We start from the raw sequence: 18728 nt of genomic DNA, 5'->3' as shown, positions 1-18728 counted from the left end.
TATTTTATGATTAGCTTATGGATCATTTGAACAAGGAGCGTGAGCGATATTATTTTTCTTGGTATAGATGCGGGAGGCAGCAAGACGCATGCTTTGCTTGTCGATGAGGCAGGACATGTGCTGGGCCGGGGGCATAGCGGCAACGGCAATCACCAGACCGCTTTCGAGAAAGCAAAACTTAATATAGACGAAGCATGCCAGCAAGCGCTGCAAGAGGCGGGAGTTGTGAAGGATCAAGTTGATTTTGCTTATTTTGGGCTGGCCGGAGCGGACCGGGAACCCGATTACGCGATATTGCGCCCGATGATCGCATCGCTTGATTACCCGAAGCATGCCATTGCCTGCGATACGATGATCGGGATGCGCGCAGGGACGAATCAATCCTTTGGCGCGGTTATCATCAGTGGAACTGGCTTTAATGCGGCGGCTCGAAGCCGAGAGGGGAAAGAGCTGCAGTACGGCGGTTTTGGTTACTTGTTCGGAGACGGGCGGGGTTCGGGAAGCGATTTGGCGGTTCATGCTTTTCGCAGCGCGATTCGGGCATGGGAAGGACGCGAACAGGCGACGCTGCTAAGCGAGCTGGTTCCTGAGCATCTTGGTTATATGACCGTTCAAGAGATGTATGACGATGCGCTGGACAATAGCAAGCAGCCTCCGAAAGACCTTGCGAAGGTGATGTTTGAGGCAGCCGGGCAGGGGGATGCGGTAGCGATCCGTATTTTGCGGGAGGCTGGGCGTGAGCATGCGAATGCGGCAAATGCGCTCATCAAGCGTTTAGGCATGGAGCAGGAACGATTTGATGTCGTGCTGACAGGCAGTGTTCTCGCACGGGGCAGCTCTCCTCATATGATTGAGGCCATCCGCGAAGAGCTGCTCACGGTTGCGCCGTATGCGAGAACGGTAAAACTAACGGTTGATCCGGTTGTCGGCGCTGTCATGAGTGCCATGGATAGCAGTGGTCTAACGATCAGCGATGCCGTTGACGCGACATTGAGAAAAATAACATTTTAACTATAGGAGGCTAATCATATGTCCAAAAAATCATTGAAGGTAGCTGTCATTGGCGGCGGCTCCTCATACACGCCTGAAATCGTAGAGGGTTTCATAAAAAAATATGATGAAATGCCGATCCGTGAGCTTTGGCTCGTCGATATTGAAGCGGGACGGCACAAGCTTGCCATCGTAGGCGAGCTCGCGAGGCGCATGGTTGAGAAGGCTGGGGTTCCGATTGAAGTGAAGCTCACGCTTGACCGCCGAGAAGCGATTGCAGGGGCTGACTTCGTCACTACGCAAATGCGGGTGGGCTTGCTTGAAGCGCGCCGCCGCGATGAGCATATTCCGATCTCCCATGGCGTGATCGGTCAGGAAACCACAGGACCGGGAGGCATGTTCAAGGCGCTGCGGACGGTGCCCGTTATTTTGGACATCTGCAAAGACATCGAAGAGCTTGCTCCGGATGCTTGGATGCTTAATTTTACGAACCCTGCAGGCATTGTTACGGAAGCCGTGCAAAAGCATAGCCGCGTCAAAACCGTAGGCCTTTGCAACTCGCCGATTAATTTCCAGAAGTTTCTCGCCAAGGAATACGGCGTAAGCGAGAGCGAGGTTTTGCCGGAATTTGTAGGCATTAATCATTTGCACTGGGTGACGGCAGCTTATGTCAAAGGTGAAGACAAGCTTCAGGAAATGATTGGCGGAGGGCGCGATTATTCGGCTACGAACGTAACGGCGTTTGACTGGGATGCCGATTTTCTAAGCTCGCTCGGTGCGCTTCCGACGTATTATCTTCGTTATTTCTACATGACCGATGCGATGCTTGCGGATATGAAGGACTCGTTTGAGAAGAACGGCACGCGCGCGGAGGTCGTCAGCCGCGTAGAAGAGGAGCTGTTCGAGCTTTACAAGGACGTGAACTTGAACGAAAAGCCCAAACAGCTTGAAAAGCGCGGAGGCGCGTATTATTCCGAGGCGGCGGTAAATCTCATGCACGCGCTCTATACGGACAAACGCGATATTCAGACGTTGAACGTAAGAAACGGAAAAATCCTTCCTTTCTTACCCGAGGACGCGAGCATAGAGGTGAATTGCGTCGTTGCAGCCCAGGGACCGATTCCACTTCCGCTGCAGCGTGTTCCCGAGCAGATCAAAGGGCTTATGCACGCCGTGAAGACCTACGAATCGCTTACGATTGAAGCGGCGATCACTGGTGACCGGGGCATCGCACTGCAGGCGCTCGTCCATCATCCGCTCGTGCCGAGCGTAGCGGTTGCGAAGCTGCTGCTCGAAGAGATGCTGGAGGCGAATAAAGAATATTTGCCTAACTTCTTCAAATAAGAAAAGTTACTAATTACATTCGTTTTCTTTATAGCCATGCAGAAAGGCGGGAGCGCAGCTCCCGACCTTTTTTTTTGCGTGAATGCTGGTTTGGACTTTGAAAAATGAAACAAAAATATAAAAAATTTGACATTGACTTTAAGGTCAAACGATTATATGATAGCTAATGTTCTTGAACATGATAATCATTATCATAACAAAGAGAATCTTTATCATTCCATTAATGAAGTTTGGGTTTACAAAAATAGGGGGTAAGTGAAAATGAACAAACGGTTAATGAGCTTAATTATGGTTATTGTCGTCATGCTGGTTGCTGCGGGCTGCGGCGCGAATAATACGGCTAATAACTCGGCAAGCAACGAGAAAAGCAGCAACGAGGCAGCGACGAATGCTCCAAGTGCGGAAACGACTGGACCGATTGTCATTAAAGATGCCAAAGGCGAAGTCACGCTAGAGAAGCCTGCACAAAAAGTCGTTGTGCTCGAGTGGACATTCACGGAGGACGTGATTGCGCTTGGCGTGCAGCCAGTGGGCAATGCGGACAATGAGGGCTATAAGGTATGGGTTACAGGAGAAGCTCCGCTTGACGCAGGCGTGACTGATGTTGGTTTCCGCCACGAGCCTAACCTTGAGACAATCGCATCATTGAAGCCTGACTTGATTATTGCGAATACAGACAGCCATGAAGCGATTTACGAACAATTGAAAGGCATTGCTCCAACTGTGATATTCGGTCTTTATCCGCCTGAAGGCCAAGGCGACCAATACACCGAGATGGTTAATATGTTCAAATCGATTGCGGCAGCGGTAGGCAAAACAGCGGAAGGCGATAAAGTGCTTGCCGATCTTGACCAGCATTATGCAGATGCCAAAACAAAGCTGGCTGCAGCGGGCAAAGAAGGCTTGAACTATGTACTTACGCAAGCGTTCAGTTACCAGAATGCAGCAACCATGCGTTTGTTCACGGATAACTCGCTGGCGGTACAAACACTGGACCGCATTGGCCTTAAAAATGATTGGAAACCGGAAAACTTCGAAATGTATGGCTTTAGCACATCGACAGTTGAAGCTTTGCCGGCTGTACAAGATACGAATTTGCTCTATATCGTTCAGAAGGACGATGATATCTTCTCAGGTACGCTGAAAGACAATTCCGTATGGAATGGCCTTAACTTCGTAAAAGAAAAACGTACATTTGCACTGGACAGCGCAACTTGGGTATTCGGCGGTCCGATCTCCTCCAAAGTGATCGTTGATCAAGTCGTAACCGCATTGACGAAATGAGTGAGCTTATGAGCACACCCAAAAATGAAGCCTCAAAGGGCATGATCGGTCGAATTATCGGCATATTTGGGGGCGGCCTTGCCGCCCTTTTCGTTCTGTCTATCCTTAGTCTGTGCTTCGGGGAAGCCAAGATTCCGTTTGCAACCGTGTTTGACGGCTTGCTGCACCGCACCGACATCATGGAGCATAATCTGCTCTGGGATATTCGTATGCCGCGTACCGTCATCGGCATCATTGCCGGTGCTGCGCTTGCGGCGGCAGGGGCGCTGCTGCAGACGATCACGAGAAATCCGCTTGCGGCGTCAGACACGCTCGGCATTAACGCTGGCGCATACTTTATGGTCGTACTCGGGATGGTCGCTTTTCCCGCGCTGCAGCACGAGGCGCCCTTTGTCCTAGCTGCTGCCGGAGGCTTCTTGGCTGCGCTAGCTGCCTACTTCCTAGGAGGAGGACGAGGAGCAACGCCGGTCAGACTAGCGTTATCGGGCATGATCGTTTCGATGGTACTTGGCGCATTCACTTCGGCGATTCATATTTTTAAAGCAACAGAAACGCAATCGTTATTTCTTTGGGGAGGAGGCACGCTGATTCAGCTCGATTGGAGCGGTGTCGAGTTTGCCTGGCCGTTCGTGGCGATTATGCTTGCCGCTGCGATATTCGCCGGTCGCCAATTCGATGCGCTGGAGCTTGACGAATCGACTGCTCGCTCACTGGGACAGCGTGTGGGCTTAACCCGTGCGGGCGGACTCGTGCTTTCGGTGTTTTTGGCCGCAATCGTTGTGAGCGTTGTCGGGCCGATCGGCTTTGTTGGGCTTGTAGCTCCGCATCTGGTCAGGCTCTCCGGTATTCGCAAGCACCGTCTGCTCATTCCGGCGAGCGCGCTTTGGGGCGCGCTGCTCATAACGGCTGCGGATTTGCTTGCACGGATGGTGAGAAGCAGCCTCGGCGAGATGCCGGTTGGCGCAGTCATGGCGATAATTGGGGCACCATGGCTGATTTGGCTGGTACTCACCAAGATGAAAAACATTTCCTCAGGCTCGGGTCAAGCTTCCATGAGCATTGGAGGGGCGCCTCTGCGGATGCGCTTCGCGCCAACGGCTATTGTGATGACGGTTTTGCTTGTTGCACTCGTTTTCGTCAGCCTTTCGCTCGGCGGCACACGCATTCCGATCATGGAATTGCTCCGAAGCGTTGTAGGCGCCGGGGACGACTCATACTCTGTGCTTCTTAATCTGCGACTTCCGCGCACGCTCGTTGCAGCAGGCGGAGGCATCGCGCTTGCGATCAGCGGCGTACTTATTCAAAGCGCAGTACGAAACCCGCTGGCAGATGCCTCGATTATCGGGGTTACCTCCGGGGCGGGCTTTGGCGCTTTGACCGTTCTTGTCATTTGGCCGACTCTGCCGATCTTTGCGCTTCCGATAGCCGCCATAGCTGGCGGAATTATTGCTGCTGCGTTTGTATTTTTCTTAGCATGGCGCAAATCGCTTAACCCATCGGTACTTATTTTGCTGGGCATTGCGATTTCCGCTATTGGCTCTGCGGGCATACAGGCGATGATCGTCAAAGCGAGCCTTTGGAGCAGTACGGCATTTGTCTGGCTTACCGGCACGACCTACGGACGCGGTTGGAACCAGTTCAACAGCATTTTGATATTCTTACTCGTTCTCATTCCAGCCGCTTATTATTTGGGCAGAAAATTCGACTTGCTCGCTTTTGGTGATGAAAGCTCAACCGGCCTCGGCTTGCCCGTGAAAGGCACACGGCTATGGGCCATGATCGTAGGTGTGCTGCTTGCCGCCGGAGCGGTAGCGAGCGTGGGAACCATTGGTTTCCTTGGTCTTATGGCGCCGCATGCAGTCAGAATGATGGTCGGACACCACACAAGACGCTCAATTGTTTTGTCGGGCTTGCTTGGAGGAATGCTGCTAGTGCTGGCGGATACGATCGGCCGGACGGTAATGGCGCCAAAGGAAATTCCGTCAGGGTTGATCATTATGCTGATCGGCGCGCCTTACTTTCTGTTTCTGATGTACCGCTCACTCGTAAGAAAAAAGTGATCTAATGCCAAATCCAAGAAAAAGCGAATAATGAGCTTATTTTTTGTCATTAATGTTCGTAAAAGTTGTTGACAAATTGGACACATTTTCATTAGAATTGAAAACGGAAAACAACAACAGCATATTTTTTCGTATAATCTCAAGAATCGGCTTGAGAGTCTCTACTCGGTCACCGTAAATGATCAGGCTACGAAAATGGCGGAAAAGCTCGCATCGGTCCAGCGGGTATACTTTTCCCCTTTTTGCAGAGCCTAGGAGAAATGCGATATTTGCATTTTTTTCTAGGCTTCTTTGTTTGTTCCACCACAATTTTGGGAGGTTAGTAATCAAAATGGAACGTTTCTTTCGCTTAAAGGAACACGGAACAAATGTCAGAACAGAGATTATGGCGGGGCTGACGACTTTCATGACGATGGCATACATATTGGCCGTCAATCCAATCATACTTACGCCAGCGGGTTTAGACTGGACAGCTGTCTTTCTGGCTACGGCGCTTGCCGCCGGTATTTTTACCATTGCAATGGGCTTGTTCGTGAACTTCCCCGTTGCTCTAGCTCCAGGCATGGGGCTTAACGCTTATTTTGCCTCCGTTGTCATCGCTTCAGCTTCAACGGACACCCCGATATCGCCTGCGATGGGATTAACGGCGGTCTTTATTTCAGGAATTATCTTTATCATTCTAACGCTGACGCAAATTCGCCAAATGCTGATCACCGCTGTTCCTGACAGCCTGAAGCATGCGATTACAGTCGGTATTGGTTTGTTCATTACCATTATTGGTTTGAAGAACAGCGGCATTATGACGATTGCCGTTTCAAGCTTCACCGACATTAAGGCTGGCGTGTTCACGCCGGTTGGCGGTTCCGAAACCGTTATCCAACTGGGCAGCTTCCACAATGAAACGGTTGTACTTACCGTTATTGCTTTGCTGCTGATCGGCGTGCTGATGGTGCTTCGCGTACCGGGCGCGATCTTGTTCGGTATTCTAGGCACAACGGTTATAGCGATTCTTATTGGCCATGTAGACGTCAAAGCAGCATTCAGCGGCCAAACATGGGTGCCTGATTTCACCAAAATGAACTTCTGGGATTTTGACTTTGCGGGTGTGTTCGAGGTTGGTCTCGTAACCGTCATCCTGACGTTTACGTTTGTAGAGATGTTCGATACATTCGGTACGCTGGTTGGTACGGCTAACCGTGCAGGTTACATGAAGGATGCGGAAAAAGGTAAGAAGCGCGTCGGTAAAGCGATGTTTGTAGACGCCATTGGCGTCAGCGGCGGCGCGGTGCTTGGAACGAGTACGGTTACGGCCTTCGTCGAAAGCTCCGCTGGTATTGCGCAGGGCGGACGTACAGGCCTTACAGCCGTAACAACAGGAATCTGCTTCCTGCTTGCGATCTTCCTGTCTCCGATTGTTGCCCTCGTTCCGGGCGCGGCAACGGCTGCAGCACTTATTATCGTAGGCGTGTTGATGATGCAATCGGTGAAAGACATTGATTTCTCGGATATGGTTTACGCGATTCCGTCATTCTTGACGCTTGCGTTCATGCCTCTAACCTACAACATCGCGAACGGAATTTCGTTCGGTATCGTATCGTACGTACTGCTTGCATCGGTTGCAAATGCGACAGGCAAAGGCAAATATAAGGTCCACTGGCTCATGTGGATCTTGGCGGCTCTAATTATTGGCCGCTACGTGTTTATGGGCGGGGAATAAACCGTTGGGAAGAAGCAGCGCTGGACCGGCGCTGCTTCTTTTTTTTGTAGTCATAGGAGTTCTATTGGGATATATGTGATTGACGGCTCGTTCATCGCGGCTCTAATTTGATATACTTTGGAGTAGAATTCGATGGATCATAGGGGGAACCACATGCTGCGCGTTGATTTGAATTGCGATATGGGCGAAGGTTTTGGGGTTTATCAGGCTAATGAAGATCGCGAGCTGATGAAATATATTACATCGGCGAATATTGCCTGCGGATTCCACGCGGGCGATGCGGCGACGATTCGGAGAACGGTTAAGCTGGCGTTAGAGCATGAGGTGGCCATTGGCGCGCACCCGGGCTTGCAGGACCTTGCAGGCTTCGGCCGACGCGTGATGGCGATTTCGCCAGAGGAAGCCTATGAGCTGGTGGTCTACCAGATTGGCGCGGTTCATGCCTTTGCAAAATCAGAAGGCGGTAGGTTAGCGCATGTTAAGCCGCACGGAGCTCTTTATAATATGGCTGCAAAGAACCGTTTGCTAGCAGAAGCCATCGCAGAGGCCATCTACAAAGTTGAGCCGCGGCTGCTGCTGTTTGGGCTGGCGGGCAGCGAGCTTATACTGGCTGGGCAGGCGATTGGCCTTCATACTGTCAGTGAAGTGTTTGCAGACCGTTCTTATGAAGACGATGGCTCGCTTACGCCGCGTGGAACGGAGGGGGCTGTTATCGAGGACGGGGCTCGCGCTTTGGCACAAGCCCTTGATTTGATAAAGAAAGGCGAGGTTCTTACGCACCAACGCAACCGGATGATTTTAAGAGCGGATTCGGTTTGTGTTCATGGGGATACGCCTGGGGCAATAGAACATGTGAGGCTGTTACGAACATCCTTGGAGGCGGAGGGCGTCTCGGTGAGGAGTGCAGGAGAATGAGTGGGAATCATGTGAACGATCGTCGGCGAATGGCATGCGAGCTGCTGGCGCTCGGCGATTCTGCGGTTCTTGTTCGTTTGGGTGACTGTATCGAGCTGGAAACGAATCGGAAAGTGATGAAGCTTAGCCAACGCTTGGAAGCCCAGCCTTTTGCGGGATGGATCGAGTGCGTGCCTGCCTTTGCATCGGTTGCCGTACATTATGACCCGGTGCTCGTTTTGAAGAGCCGCACATGGGAGGAAGACGGGCATGCTACGCTGTTTGAGACGGTATGCTTTCGGTTAGAGCGTTATCTTAGCAACGATCAGCAGCTGCATTTGAATGAGCAAGCAAGTCGTACGGTTGAAATTCCCGTCTGTTATGGCGGAGACGAAGGGCCAGATCTCAGCTTTGTAGCCAGTTACAACGGGCTAACGGAAGAGGAAGTGGTTGCGATTCATACTAGCAGCGATTACCGTGTTTATATGCTGGGATTTGCGCCTGGCTTTCCTTATTTAGGGGGCCTATCGGAACGTATTGCAGCGCCAAGGCATCAAACCCCAAGGACAACCATTCCGCATGGAAGTGTTGGAATTGCAGGCAAACAGACGGGCGTATATCCGCTTGCTACGCCTGGGGGCTGGCAGCTGATTGGCCAGACGCCGCTTGCTCTATTCCGGCCGCAGGACGAAATTCCAAGCTTGCTCAGAGCAGGTGATACGGTACGTTTTATTCCCATAACCAGGCAGCAATATGACCTGTATAAAGAAGGTGCGTTATGAGTATAACCGTGATTCGTTCCGGCTTGCTCGCTACGATTCAGGATCTAGGCAGATACGGCTATCAAAGATACGGCGTGGTGCCTGGCGGAGCTATGGACACAGGTGCGGCGCGGGTCGCTAATTTTCTAGTCGGGAACGCGGGAGATGAGGCTGTACTGGAAGTAACGCTTGCGGGGGCGAAGCTGCTAATTGAACAGGATATGCTGATTGCCATTTGCGGAGCAGAGATGAAGGTAACTGCTTCCGGTGAACGGCTGCCATTATGGCGTCCGGCACTGGTGAATGCCGGGACAACGATTCATTTCGAAGCTTGTCAATCGGGATGCCGCTCGTACTTGGCCGTTGCAGGCGGATTGGACGTGCCGAAGATCATGGGCAGCAGAAGCACTTATTTGCGTGCTGCAATTGGAGGCTTCATGGGAAGAGGAGTTAAGGCAGGGGATAAGCTATCTGCGGGGCCGGCTAGTCCTCTGTCTATGCGAATGCTTCAGAATTTGGTTAAGAAGCGAATCAGCAGTGTGACTGTGCCGTCCTGGCATGCAAGCCATTTCGCGGTAGCCGATGAATTAGCGGAGCCCATGATTCGCGCAATGCCGGGTACTGATTATGAGCGCTTCCAGGCTTCTAGCCAAGCGGCTTTGTTTAGCGAGACCTTCCGAATTGCACCACAATCCGACCGAATGGGCTATCGCCTAAATGGAGCTGAAAAGTTAATGCTGGCCGCTCCGATCGAGGCTATCTCGGAAGCTGTAGCGAACGGAACCGTTCAAGTGCCCTCGGACGGTAGTCCGATTGTCTTGCTTGCCGATCGGCAGACGACAGGCGGTTACCCGCGAATCGCCCAGGTGGCAACGGTAGACCTTCCGGTATTCGCCCAGTTAAAGCCTGGTGACCGATTTCGATTCGAGGCGATCACGCAGCTGCAGGCGGAGCGGCTTTATCTGGACAGCGAACGAGATATGGCAATATTAAAGGCCGCCATTGCGCTAAAATTTAATTAGGAAAATGATAAATATGGCTAATTATCGATGTGGCAGATACGGCGAATTGGAGCTGTAAGAACGTCAGTGTGCTTACAGGCGAGAAACAGAGGCTACTATTGCGCTGTAAGAGCATATTTGCTCTTACGGCTGTGTTTTAGATGTGGCAGTTACGCCGAAATGGAGCTGTAAGAACGCCAGTGTGCTTACAGGCGAGAAACAGAGGTTACTTTTGCGCTGTAAGAGCATATATGCTCTTACGGCTGTTTTTCGAGGTGGCAGATACGGCGAAATGGAGCTGTAAGGCCGTCAGTGTGCTTACAGGCGAGAAACAGAGGTTACTTTTACGCTGTAAGAGCATATATGCTCTTACGGCTGTTTTTCGAGGTGGCAGATACGCCGAAATGGAGCTGTAAGAACGCGGGTGTGCTTACAGTCGAGAAACAGAGGTTACTTTTGCGCTGTAAGAGCATATATGCTCTTACGGCTGTTTTTCGATGTGGCAGATACGGCGAAATGGAGCTGTAAGAGCGCCAGTGTGCTTACAGGCGACAATTCAAATGAAGAGAAAAAGCGCTGAAGCTGCAAGGGCAGCTCAGCGCTTTAGGTTGGACATGTTTTTGAGAACGAGCATGAGATTGGCTGGTTTCTCGGCTAAGCGTCGGGTGAAGTAGGGGTACCACATCTCGCCATAGGGAACATAGCAGCGTATGCGATAGCCGTCCTTGGCTAGCCGGGCTTGTTCGTTCATACGGAGACCATAAAGCATCTGGAACTCAAAAGCATGCTTGGGTATGTGGTGTGTGCGTACATATGCCTTCACCCAGCTAATAATGGCGTCGTCATGCGAAGCGATCGCTGTGTATACGCCTTGCTCCAAATGAAGCTTAATCATGCTTTTGAAGCTCTCCAGAACCTCGGCAGGCTTCTGAAAAGCGACCTCCGCCGATTCTTTATAAGCTCCTTTCACAAGCCGTAGGCTTATCCGCGCCTGCAGCATATCCTGCACGTCCTGATCTGTGCGAAACAAATAAGCCTGCAGCACGGTTCCTACATTGGTTAATCCCTCGGCATGAAGCCGTTTCACGATATCGATCGTTGCCTGTGTGTAAGGCGTATCTTCCATGTCGATGCGGACGAAGTTACGGTGACGCCTCGCATGCTTGACAACTGCCCGAATGTTCTCATAGCAAGCGGCCCGGTCCAGAGCGAGTCCCATTTGAGTCGGCTTTAAGGATACGTTAGAGCTTGCCTTGCTGGCGGCAATGCCTTCAATTAGCTTGATATATTGGTCTTTGTAGGCAGCAGCCTCGCTTAAATCGTGAATTCCCTCGCCCAGATGATCCAGCGTAGCCATAATGCCAAGCTTGCCAAGCGCTTCAACTTCGTCAAGCGCGTCTTTAAGCGTTTCTCCGGCAATAAATCTGCTTGCGAGCTTTTTGCCATAAGTGGTGGAAAGCTTCTCTACGAGCGGTATGCCCGTAATCGTTAATAAGGTTTTGCGGTACCATATTGATCCGATGCCCATCCGTACTGCTCCTTTCCGCAAAGCATGAGTAGGAGTCCGTTTCAGGGAGTTCGGTATTAGTATATTCAGTTCAGTTCGATATCGCTCCATGTTAGCCTAATTATTTGAAGAACAAAAAGTGCGTCGGAAGCTTGCGAAGCGAGCCATCGGACGGATTATTAATGACGCGCCCATTAAAAATGAGCGAGGATGAGCCGCCGCCGTCCAAGTTGTAGCCATCGACAGCGCCATAACGCTGCAGCAGCAGCTGCATCTCGCTAAGCGTGGCCCCGGAGCTGCCTGCTTCATTGTATCCATCCGCGACAAGAAAGAGCAGCTGGTCATCTTTGTAATTGGCAATAATGGTGCGTGGAGCACGTTTCGGACTCGTTTGCCATTTAGCTGGTATCGGCTGCGGAGCTCCGCCGCGCAGCAAGACAGGGACGAAGGAGGCGCCGAATTTCGGTTTTTTCGCATCGAGCTGCTCCTTGGTCGCAAACTTTCCGCCAATCAGCTCGTTTTGTTCGTTCAAGCCGACAAAAAACAAATCCGCGTGAGGCGGCTCAAAGCCTGTGGCGTAATAGCCGTCCACGATTGTAGTGCTTAGCGGATAACGCTTGCCTCGGCCATCAGCGAAGCCGCCCGCATTAACACCGGCGACGGCGCCATGCCGATTAACTGCGGCAAGCGTGCTCTCGGCTTTGCCGAGCTCATCCCCGCCTAGTGTCATAGTCATGGCATCGGAGCTTTTGAGCTTCACCTTCAGCGCATAAGCGGAGAAGTTCTCGGCTTTTATGTAAAATAGCTGTGCTCTCAGCTTGTCCGATTCGATCGTTGCGGAGGCTTTGCCGAGCTTGGCGGTAATATTTCGGTCATAAATTTCGAGCGGCCGCATCGCCTGCGAGGCGGCTATTGAAGAGATTTGCGCCATATCCGCGTTCGTTTCGTTATAGAGCTTCAATTGCTTTTGAATCGACTCATGGGTTAACGAAGCGGTTTCCTGCGCAAGGTCAAGGCCGGAGGAAGCGTGCTTAATGTCGGCTTCAGCCGGTCTTGCTTGCTGGGTCACGGGCTGCGGAAAAGCCTCCGTAGACAATTGGATGACCATGTCGGATAACAGCAGCCAAATCATGATTCCGAGAAAAGGCGCGCAAGCGAGCAGGGCAGTGCGATTAAGTGCTTTGACAGTCAAATTCATTTCAGCACATCCAAGCTTTTCTTCAGCTCATTCAGCTGTTTTTTTACTTCGTTCAGCTGCGTATAGAGCTTATTGCTGTTATCGGTTTTGGAATCCGCGTTGTCCTTCGTGAAGAGAAGCAGTTCATTTAGCGCGTCAACCTTGGTCTTCAGTTCAGCTAGATCCTCCGTGTAATTGGTTTCCAACTGCAGCATGCGTGCCTCGTAAGCCTGCTGCATGGCCGTTATTTGACTGGCGGTCTGGCGCTCCAAATCAGCGGATAACGTCTGTTGAATCCTATCCGTATACCATTTGGCGCCTAGTATCCCGGAGCATATAATAATGATCCACACGCAGACGAAAAGGAAGAAGGTACGGTTCCCTCTCTTTTTACGCGTTTTCTTGTCGGTTTGGCTGGCAGTGCGTTGTTCCAAAATTAAATCACTCATGTTATTCATTCACCTCTCATGTTGGTCACTTGCACAAGGATCGGATGAACGAACTGCAAGCATTATCTTATTCATAGAATTAGACTTCACGTACCGGTAAATAGTTGCGTATGTCATCTTATTGTAACAAAGTGAATACAAGATGTCCTCCGCGTCATGTGGGAATTTATTGTAAATTTTAATTTTTAGCGGAACATTCTCCCTACTACCTGCGTCTAACCATACGGGATGCGGCAGCCGATGCCGCAAATCGGAAGGAGATTAGGATGAAGAGAGATAATGTATTTAGCCGAATTGCGAAGCGGGTTATCGTTGCTAGCTTGCTAGTTTCGCTTGTAGGCGCAGGTATTGGAGCGAGAGAGCAAGTAGATGCAGCAGAGCGCCAGCCGGCTAAGCTGGTATTCGTACATGGGTCGAAGCAGATGACGGTCAATGGCAAAACGCAGCAAATGACGACGCCATTGCCGGTAGTTAAAGGGGTCACGATGATTCCGGTTCGTACGATTGCGAACTCAGTGGGAGCAAGCGTATATAACGATAGCAAGGGAACTCATATTGATACTTATCTTAATAAAGTAACGTTAAACGTCAACATGCGCGGCGCGAACCGCAATGGCAGTTATGTCCTGATGCCAAACGCTGCCGCTATTATTAATGGCACCATGCATGTGCCTCTGTCTGCGGTGAAGCTGCTTTGGAACGCGGACTATGTGTTTAATGCACAGTTGAAACAAATTAGTATAACGGTACAGCCAGAACCTAATGTGGCCCCTGTTGCAGGTTTCAAAGCTCCGCTTGAAGTGAAGCTGGGTGAGCCAATCGAATACGAGGACATTAGCTATGACCCCGATGGAAAAATCGTCAAGACAGATTGGACGGGACGCAAAAGCACCTACTTTGAGCCCGGCGTTTATACGGTTACGCAAACGGTATACGATAATGAAGGATTAAGCAGTCAAGTTTTCTCTCAAGATATTAATGTGCTTGATGAAGTTATGTATACTCCATATGAATATTACATGCGTTATGGTAATCCAGGTGACAAATTTGTTGTTGATGGTGCTTTAATGAACACCTTCAAGGAAGTGGACACTCTGGAATCCAAAAGCGGGCGTACCTTGTACATGTCCAATGCGCCAGAACGTTTCTTTGATGAAGGTCTGCTCTATGAGGATACCTTGAACGATGCGAGCCGGCTCTTCATTCATCACCGCAATGGTTCGCCAGATCGTCAAAAGCTTGCAGTCGTTGTGACCAATAACGAAAATAGGAGCGTAAAGCTAACGCTTGGAAACCGTGGTCTTGCAGGCCCAAGCACTAGCGCGATGCAATTCGGATCAGCGGCAATAACAAGATATTTAGCTAATTCAACACCACGTGAGCTTATCATTGAGCCAGGAACTTCAGCGTTACTTCTTCCTGAATTGGAGAAAATTATAATGAATCCAGATGAAGGCTTTTCCGGCTTGATGGATGTTGACATGGACGGCGAGTTAACGTTCTCAACTCTTGCACTTAAGGAGTATACAGATCCAATCAGCGCAGTTTTTACACTTCCTGAGCTTGAGAAGGTTGGGAATCGCGGAAAGTTTTTTGATACGGATCAGTACATTGAAGTAAATGAGAAGATTGGTGTTACAAAAAGCAAGCTGCGCCTTGGCCAGCGTGGTCCTGCTATGGCAGGGGTTGATGCTTTGACTGGCGGAATGACGGTTAACGGCGGAGAATACGGTGCTCTGACGACGATTAAGTTCAAAAATGTAGCTTATGGCACTCGTATTATTTTGAACCCAAGAGCAGGTATCTTCCAAGGAGCGGTTAAGGTTAATGATAAAGTGGTTTCAGTGCCGTCAGGCGGGCATGTGAAAGTAGGCGAGGGTGCACTGATTTATACACAAATCAGACCTGAGGGTGCAGCGGGGCTGCAAGCCCCACCAGAGGTAACGATTCAATATTCTTCACCAGGCGCAAGTTCATTGCCGATATTATTCGTATTTTTTCCAGGCTCGGATTTTCAATAATGGTTGAAGGGAGGATGCGCCACATATGAGCGGCGCATCCTCCCTTTTTTTGTGATTAGCACACTTAGTCATGTATAATAAAGAGGCAAGTTATGAATTGAACCATTCAGGAGGGTGATCAGTGTGGATCAACCAATCACAAATATCGGCGCAAGCCGAACCGAGGCGAAGGCCATGTTCGCAGGAGGATGCTTCTGGTGCATGGTTTCACCTTTCGAAGAAATGCCTGGCATTATTTCTGTCGTATCCGGCTATACGGGAGGACATACCGTAAACCCGACCTACCAGGAGGTATGCTCGGAGACGACAGGCCATGCGGAAGCCGTACAAATTACGTATGATCCGCAAATTTTTCCATACGAGAAGCTGCTTGATATTTTCTGGCGGCAAATCGATCCGACCGATGCAGGCGGACAGTTCCATGACCGCGGTGAATCTTACCGTACCGGCATTTATTATTATGATGAAACGCAGCGCGAGCTTGCCGAGAAATCGAAGCAGGAGCTGCAGGCGAGCGGCCGCTTTGATCGTCCGATCGTTACGGAAATCGAACCGGCTGCGGCATTTTATCCAGCGGAGGATTACCATCAGGGTTACCACAAAACGAATCCTTACCGATATAAAATGTACAGAAAAGGATCAGGCCGCGATGCGTTTATCTCGGATAACTGGGCGATGCAGAAGGATCAGGCCGAGCTCAAGCAGCGACTGACGCCGATTCAGTATGAAGTTACGCAAAATAGCGGCACCGAGCGCCCGTTTACCGGGGAATACTGGGATCACACCGAGGACGGCATATATGTCGACATCGTCTCGGGAGAACCGCTGTTTAGTTCTCTTGATAAATACGATGCGGGCTGCGGTTGGCCTAGCTTCACGAAGCCTTTGCAGGCGGCAGCGGTTTCCGAGCATACCGACAGCTCTCACTTTATGGTAAGGGTTGAAGTTCGCAGCAAAGAAGGCGATTCACATCTGGGGCATGTGTTTGACGATGGCCCTCAGCCAACCGGATTGCGCTATTGCATTAATTCTGCTTCATTGCGGTTTATTGGCAAGGATAAGCTGGAGCAGGAAGGCTACGGTGAATATTTGTATTTGTTTGAGTAAGCCACCGGAGACGGCGATTGAAAATTGAACTGATCGGAGGAACGAAAGATGAATATCGAAGAAGCCATTCGGACACGCAGGACGATTGGGAGAGTGAAGCAGGACCCGGTAGATCGTGCTCTTATTGAGCGTCTGCTGGATGCGGCTGTTTGGGCTCCTAGCCATTTCAATACGCAGCCGTGGTCCTTTATTGTTATGAGCGGCGAGGGTAGGGCAAGACTGGGCGAAGGTTATGCACGGGTTGCTGCCTCGCTTGTACCTGAACTCAGCGGACAGGAGCTTGAGGATCGGCTGGCCAAGGAACGCACGAAAGCGTATCGGTCGCCGGTTGTCATTGCAGCTGTATGCTCGCCGTCGGACGATCCGCGCGCTGTACTGTCGGAAGAGCTCGCAGCCGCACAAGCAGCTGTGCAAAACCTGCTTCTCGCTGCACATGCAAACGGACTAGGCGCAATTTGGCGCTCGGGAGATCCGATGTATAATCCTATTATGAATGAAACGTTTGGACTTGCTCCGCAGGACCAGATCGTAGGTTTAATTTATTTAGGCTATCCCGATATGACCCCGCCGGAGCCGAAGCGCATTCCGGCGACAGCGAAGACGGTATGGCTCGTATAAACGCAAAGCTCTCATGAAAGAGGCCGAAGCATTCGTAATCGTCGAATGCTTTGGCCTTTTTTTATAAAAGGGCATACTCGTATACTCAGACAAGCTTCTTGACGTTAAAATTGGCTCCTAGCACATACCAGTTTTGTGGGAACGGCACGCCGAGCACCCAGTAACTAACTCCTCGGAGCCGGTACGTTTTAACCATATTGAACTTTGCCTGAACGCTGCGGGCATCCTCATACCACACGATATGCTCTTGGCCATTTTCATCATAATAGTTGTAGTACGGCGATTGGCTCTCATCATCGTATTTAATTTCCGCACCGTATTTTCCCGCGCGGTTAACGGCCTCCTTCGGGCTGACGGTAGGAGCCCATTTGCCGCCTTGTACATAAGGGAGGGTCCAATCGTAGCCGTACAACGGCATGCCCATGACGATTTTTTCCGCCGGGATAACGCTAAGTGCATAGCTTACGACTTTATTGACTTCGTTCAGAGGGGCGACTGCGCGCGGAGGGCCGCCCGACCAACCCCACTCATACGTCATCAAAATGACGAAATCGACAATGCGCCCATGTGCCGGATAGTCATGTGCTTCATATAAGGTTCCGGCCTGATTGGCGCTTAGTTTGGGTGCCAGGCAAGTGGACACGAGATAATTTTGCGGATGCAGGCTGTCGACAAGCTTTTGCAAGAAAGCATTGTACAGCTCACGGTCTGCCGGGGGCACGTATTCGAAATCCACATTGAGTGCCAGGTACCCCTTCTGCTTCATCGTCTCCAAAATACCTGCGATCAGCTTCTGCTGAAGAGCGGGGTCGCTAAGAACAGCATGTGCGATATCCGGACTGAAGGTACCATTTTCAAAATTGGTAATGACCATCATGGGCGCTGCTTGATGGCTGTAAGCTGCATTTATAATCGCTGAATCGTCTAAGGAGGTAAAGGAGCCGTCTGCTTGTACACGGTAGCTGAACGGACTTAAGTAGGTTAAATATTGGCCAATTTCATTCACAATTTCTACTCCGGCGGCTCCGAGCTTCTCCGTGTAGGCATTGACCTCAATGGTTGGCTTTGCAGCCTGAGGAATAACAAGCGTTTGCCCAGGGTAAATAAGCGCGGGATTGGCGATCTGATTCACCTTGGCCAGTTCCTCTAGCGTCACGCCGTATCTGCGGGCAATGAGCCAAAGCGTTTCGCCTACAAGAACTTTGTGAGTGCTTGCTTCGGTTGGAATAATAAGTGACTGGCCGATAACGAGTAGATTTTGATCAGCAAGTCCATTGGCCTTTGCTATTTCATCCGCGGAAACATCGTATTTTTGGGCCAGCTTGTATAGCGTATCTCCCTTTTGCACCACTTGAATTTGCACCTTCGCCTGACCTCCGTTTTCGATTTTTTTTCCGGATGTTCCTGCTTTGCTGTCCTGTCCTATACGCTTTATGCATTGACCCCATCAATCAAACAATCTGGTTACAACCGCGACCTTAATAAATGATCTAGTCACGCAGCGACCACCACGAAAGATTTTATTTCAACTTATATATTTAACTGTATTCAGAAGCAGCCGTTGTTAGTCTGTTGCAGCGGGACTGAGATGTTTTAGAATCGCAAAATTAAAGGATAGATGAGAGGGCAGCAGAATGTTAGATGAATAGCCGTGGAATGGGAATAATAAGACATCAGGCACGGCTCGCATGCGAGGAAAATGTCGTTTATTCCGTGGCCCATTCATCTTTCCACAGGCAAAGGCTTAGCGGAATGAGGATTAGAGCCGTGAGAGTAGACTAATCCAAAAATAGAGGAG

At 50.6% G+C, this 18728-nt stretch carries 15 protein-coding genes and 1 riboswitch; of the genes, 11 read left to right on the top strand and 4 right to left on the bottom strand.

All coding sequences use genetic code 11. The annotated features are described in order from the left end of the window. The first annotated feature begins 39 nt into the window (after positions 1-39). From FJQ58_RS06410 to FJQ58_RS06375, 8 genes are all read left to right on the top strand, one after another. Positions 40-1011: an N-acetylglucosamine kinase gene (locus FJQ58_RS06410; RefSeq protein ID WP_238403851.1), complete on the top strand. Its 972-nt coding sequence runs from the start codon at positions 40-42 to the stop codon at positions 1009-1011. 18 nt (positions 1012-1029) lie between these two features. Beyond that, on the top strand, positions 1030-2334 hold the full coding sequence (locus FJQ58_RS06405; protein WP_139991600.1) for a 6-phospho-beta-glucosidase: 1305 nt from the start codon (positions 1030-1032) through the stop codon (positions 2332-2334). Positions 2335-2595: 261 nt separating this feature from the next. Next, the gene (locus FJQ58_RS06400; protein WP_139991599.1) at positions 2596-3618 is read left to right on the top strand and encodes an ABC transporter substrate-binding protein; all 1023 of its coding nucleotides are present in this window, start codon (positions 2596-2598) and stop codon (positions 3616-3618) included. A gap of 8 nt (positions 3619-3626) precedes the next feature. After that, positions 3627-5678 carry an iron ABC transporter permease gene (locus tag FJQ58_RS06395; protein ID WP_139991598.1) on the top strand — a complete coding sequence of 684 codons (2052 nt, stop codon included), beginning with the start codon at positions 3627-3629 and terminating at the stop codon, positions 5676-5678. A gap of 109 nt (positions 5679-5787) precedes the next feature. Continuing rightward, positions 5788-5888: riboswitch (purine riboswitch) on the top strand. A 121-nt stretch (positions 5889-6009) separates the two neighbouring features. After that, positions 6010-7395 (top strand): NCS2 family permease, encoded by a 1386-nt coding sequence (locus FJQ58_RS06390; RefSeq protein WP_139991597.1) that lies wholly within the window; start codon positions 6010-6012, stop codon positions 7393-7395. A 153-nt stretch (positions 7396-7548) separates the two neighbouring features. Continuing rightward, positions 7549-8310 carry a LamB/YcsF family protein gene (locus FJQ58_RS06385; RefSeq protein ID WP_139991718.1) on the top strand — a complete coding sequence of 254 codons (762 nt, stop codon included), beginning with the start codon at positions 7549-7551 and terminating at the stop codon, positions 8308-8310. Then, complete coding sequence (gene pxpB, locus FJQ58_RS06380) at positions 8307-9071, top strand: 5-oxoprolinase subunit PxpB (RefSeq protein ID WP_238403850.1); 765 nt, start codon at positions 8307-8309, stop codon at positions 9069-9071. The genes FJQ58_RS06385 and pxpB overlap by 4 nt, the downstream gene beginning before the upstream one ends. Beyond that, positions 9068-10072 (top strand): 5-oxoprolinase subunit C family protein, encoded by a 1005-nt coding sequence (locus tag FJQ58_RS06375; RefSeq protein WP_139991596.1) that lies wholly within the window; start codon positions 9068-9070, stop codon positions 10070-10072. Before pxpB ends, FJQ58_RS06375 begins: the two co-directional genes overlap by 4 nt. A 574-nt stretch (positions 10073-10646) precedes the next feature. On the opposite strand, the gene FJQ58_RS06370 is transcribed toward FJQ58_RS06375, so the two are convergent. The 3 genes from FJQ58_RS06370 to FJQ58_RS06360 form a co-directional block, all read right to left on the bottom strand. Further along, a complete protein-coding gene (locus tag FJQ58_RS06370; protein ID WP_139991595.1) occupies positions 10647-11579 on the bottom strand; it encodes a proline dehydrogenase family protein in 933 nt (310 codons plus the stop codon). A gap of 100 nt (positions 11580-11679) precedes the next feature. Next, entirely contained in the window at positions 11680-12756 is a 1077-nt protein-coding gene (locus FJQ58_RS06365; protein WP_139991594.1) for a phosphodiester glycosidase family protein, read from the bottom strand. Further along, a complete protein-coding gene (locus tag FJQ58_RS06360) occupies positions 12753-13184 on the bottom strand; it encodes a hypothetical protein (RefSeq protein ID WP_139991593.1) in 432 nt (143 codons plus the stop codon). The genes FJQ58_RS06365 and FJQ58_RS06360 overlap by 4 nt, the downstream gene beginning before the upstream one ends. Before the next feature lie 266 nt (positions 13185-13450). Here FJQ58_RS06360 and FJQ58_RS06355 point away from each other — a divergent pair, with 266 nt between their 5' ends. The 3 genes from FJQ58_RS06355 to FJQ58_RS06345 all read left to right on the top strand — a co-directional run bounded on the left by FJQ58_RS06355 (position 13451) and on the right by FJQ58_RS06345 (position 16930). After that, positions 13451-15205, top strand: a complete 1755-nt coding sequence (locus tag FJQ58_RS06355) for a stalk domain-containing protein (protein ID WP_139991592.1) — start codon at positions 13451-13453, stop codon at positions 15203-15205. A 174-nt stretch (positions 15206-15379) separates the two neighbouring features. Then, on the top strand, positions 15380-16312 hold the full coding sequence (gene msrB / locus FJQ58_RS06350) for a peptide-methionine (R)-S-oxide reductase MsrB (RefSeq protein ID WP_139991716.1): 933 nt from the start codon (positions 15380-15382) through the stop codon (positions 16310-16312). 48 nt (positions 16313-16360) lie between these two features. Further along, complete coding sequence (locus FJQ58_RS06345; RefSeq protein ID WP_139991591.1) at positions 16361-16930, top strand: nitroreductase family protein; 570 nt, start codon at positions 16361-16363, stop codon at positions 16928-16930. Between the two features lie 85 nt (positions 16931-17015). Here the strand turns inward: FJQ58_RS06345 and FJQ58_RS06340 are convergent, their stop codons facing one another. After that, positions 17016-18293, bottom strand: a complete 1278-nt coding sequence (locus FJQ58_RS06340; protein WP_139991590.1) for a glycoside hydrolase family 18 protein — start codon at positions 18291-18293, stop codon at positions 17016-17018. Positions 18294-18728 lie beyond the last annotated feature (435 nt).

The sequence above is a fragment of the Paenibacillus paridis genome (assembly GCF_006345825.1).
GTDB lineage: Bacteria > Bacillota > Bacilli > Paenibacillales > Paenibacillaceae > Pristimantibacillus > Pristimantibacillus paridis.
This window is presented reverse-complemented; position numbering and strand designations above follow the sequence as displayed.